This is a genomic window from Leuconostoc falkenbergense (genome assembly GCF_014634805.1).
Classification (GTDB): domain Bacteria; phylum Bacillota; class Bacilli; order Lactobacillales; family Lactobacillaceae; genus Leuconostoc; species Leuconostoc falkenbergense.
The window spans coordinates 1-3,101 of the sequence record NZ_BMBS01000072.1; the positions used below are offsets into that span (position 1 = coordinate 1).

2 protein-coding genes and 1 pseudogene are annotated in these 3,101 nt (G+C 33.9%); 1 reads left to right on the forward strand and 2 read right to left on the reverse strand.

Going from position 1 to position 3,101, the window contains the following annotated elements; genetic code table 11:
- Positions 1-281 precede the first annotated feature (281 nt).
- Positions 282-911 (forward strand): pyridoxamine 5'-phosphate oxidase family protein, encoded by a 630-nt coding sequence (locus tag IEU71_RS09810; protein WP_004912935.1) that lies wholly within the window; start codon positions 282-284, stop codon positions 909-911.
- A 75-nt stretch (positions 912-986) separates the two neighbouring features.
- Here the strand turns inward: IEU71_RS09810 and IEU71_RS10365 are convergent.
- Positions 987-1,524 (reverse strand): annotated as a pseudogene (locus tag IEU71_RS10365) (5-formyltetrahydrofolate cyclo-ligase).
- A gap of 27 nt (positions 1,525-1,551) precedes the next feature.
- Complete coding sequence (locus IEU71_RS09820) at positions 1,552-2,124, reverse strand: uracil-DNA glycosylase family protein (RefSeq protein ID WP_004912943.1); 573 nt, start codon at positions 2,122-2,124, stop codon at positions 1,552-1,554.
- Positions 2,125-3,101 lie beyond the last annotated feature (977 nt).

A 3,101-nucleotide genomic window follows, 5' to 3' on the forward strand; every position in this document is an offset into this window, starting at 1 on the left:
GCCAATCAAAAAATAAAAGTTGCCTAATCAGTTCAGCCCTAGATAAAAAATAGTCCGAATTATTGACTTATGAGCAATGTGATGACACAACACGGGGATGAATTTATTAGGTTGAGACATGAAGCATTACAAGCATAGTACTTTTTTGTTTGCTATGCTTTTGAATCAGAACGCTCGCTATCACAGAGTGTTATAGTGAGCATGTATTTATCGAGTGATAAGTAGCTAGTAGGCTATTTAAAGGTATATAATTGAAACATACTAAATGGGAGTTCTTATTCATGTACGCAAAACGTTTTATACAGCTATTTATTATATTTCTAATAACGATTTTTTTCTCCATGATTTTTGTAGTTTACTTTAATATTAAAGGCTATTTAGCGCAGTCCCTTGTGTTATCTTTAGTTGGTTACGTCATTTTAGTAATTCCGTTAACAATACTAACGCTGCTGAAACAGCGAAAGAAGTTTAGTCACGATTCAGGAATAGGTAAAAGCAATAATATATTTCAGAATTCCTTAAACGTCTTGGATAATATTATTATTCTCTCAACTATTTCATCGGACAACATTGCTAATTCGAGTATCATAACGTTTAAGCAATCTAATTCTGAGGAAAATGTTTTCTACTGTGTTACAAAAAAAGACAGCACACGCGTCAAAAATATTAGATTCAACAACAAGGTATCCATAGCTACTTGGTTTGATAAACAGACCGGATATAGGATGAGTTCGAACTCCGTGGTTGCTGAAATTATCGAGAACAAAGCGATGAATGATGAAGTCATTCAGCATCCAGAAATTAAAAAACTATCTGATGATTTTAGTAATAATGTTATTATTAAGCTGAAAATTAATTCTGCTTTGGTTGAGTCATTTCAGTCTAGCCCTGTTGTAGTTGATTTTGCTTAGTTTAATCGATTTATTAAAATTAAAAAATGCTTTCTCTTAATATATCGAGAGAAAGCATTTTTGTGTATTTGTTGATTAAGTTAGCATATTTTTTACTGGCATATCCCACTGGTTACGCGAAAAATTGTCAATTAATTGTGGTGGTAACACTAACGAAATTGTGTCTTTACTATATTCAGATAATACACGGTCGAAAAATCCGGCGCCATATCCCACTCGATAATTATCTGGTGTAAAAGCTACCCCTGGAACAATCATTAGATCAATCTCGTTTAAGCTGTGTGCAAGATTTTCTTCCTGATTAGGTTCTAAAATACCAAAATTAGATTTGCTTAATCTATTTTTTACTATAATCGAACCAAAGTAAATCTTTTTTTGAGACTCTGGGAATGAACACTTTTTTACCAACATTGATAGCCATATCTATTATTGGTTGAGTGTTAAGTTCATTTTCTATGCTCATTGTCACTGCCACAGTCGAAGCATCTTGCCATAACTGACAATTAAATAGTTGTGTGTATAGTCTAGTTTCGTGTTTGAGCTTATCATCTGGTTTATAAGAGTTTAAGTTCTCCAAAATATATGTTCTGATTTCTTGTTTTTCTGACAACATAAATTAATACCTCGTACAATCCAAAAGTTATTCTGACAGTATCTTAGCAACGACCTTTTTTAAGTTTGGGACAACTTCTTTTTCAAACCATTTATTTTTCTTAAGCCATATATTATTTCTGGGAGAGGGATGAACAATAGGAAAATAATTAGGAAGATAGTTCTTGTAATTTTTAATAACATCAGTTATTTTGTCTGAACTTCTAAGATTTAGATAATATTTTTGAGAATAAGAACCAACTAGAATAATTAACTTCACGTCAGCCATTTTGTTCAATAAGCGCGGATGCCACTTATCTGCAATACCTTTTCGAGGTGGTAAATCACCAGATTTAGACTTGCCGGGGTAATAAAAATCCATTGGTATAACACCAATCATCCCCGAATTATAGAATATATCCTTATCAACGCCCAGCCATTCACGTAAACGATCACCTGAGGCGTCATTCCACATAATTCCGGTATTTTGAACTCGTAAACTTGGTGCTTGACCGATTATGACAATTCTAGCATTTGTGGGTGCATTATAAATTGGCTTTAATCCAAGTTGAGTGAACTGTTTGTTGGCAGGATCCTGTTCGATTTCTTCAAAAATACTCATGTTTTTTCTCCCCTGGTTTTCTAATGGTTCAATTCAATTATAAACCTGTGGCAATGGGATTGAAAAATTAGTGTAGTTCAGAACGGAAATTAGTCTAATTTGTGCACTAGAAAGATTAATACATAACTTGTGGTTAAACTGATTTTCAGTTTAACTCGGATTATTCAATTAAATATTAGACGTTGTATCATACCCCGCCCCCTTGTTGCCAGATTGTAGAGCACACACATACCGTTGCCTTATAAAAATGTCGAATTTTGAAAGGTTTTTTATAGGGGGGGTTATCCCAAAAACGTTGATATAAAGGCTTTTATAAATTTCAATACAAAACACAGGAATGCTGTTATATCAACGTTTACAGCTTACAAATTTCTAAAACGGGCATAGTTTATCACTACTGCCACAAGGGATTAGCACACTTTACGTTATAATTACCGTAAAAAGTACCCCCTAAACGCACCCTAGTTTTTGTAGTTAGGGTTACTTTAGCCACCACCTTTAAGCCTATTCTTTAGTTAAGAACCTTTTAACATTGCTAGATTAACCTTGTCAAGACCCCCCTATAAAAAATAATCGAAAATTGTTACCTTGACACAAGACGAGCCCTATGTGTGCGCTCTCCCAGATAGCAAAGTGGGGCGGGGGTGTAAATTATATAAGGCTACAAGTGTAAACTAAAATTATTTATTGCTGATTCATTTATTGTTGAGTATGCACTCTGTTTCAGAGTGCTAAAATGGGTCACACATCATTTGACATGCTTTTGAAGCATAATGCCAGCTATCACAGAGAGTTATAGCGGAAGTTTGTTCGCGTTTGCAACGCTAACGAGAAAGTTCGTTATAGATTTGACTGATAACGGATATAATCTCATCCCCCATATCAGTGAGCAAGACATAGTGCTCTTATACTAAAAAAATGGACTATTTTTATTCAGTCCGTAAAATGAAAGTATAGGAGTATTTTTATGTCAATTC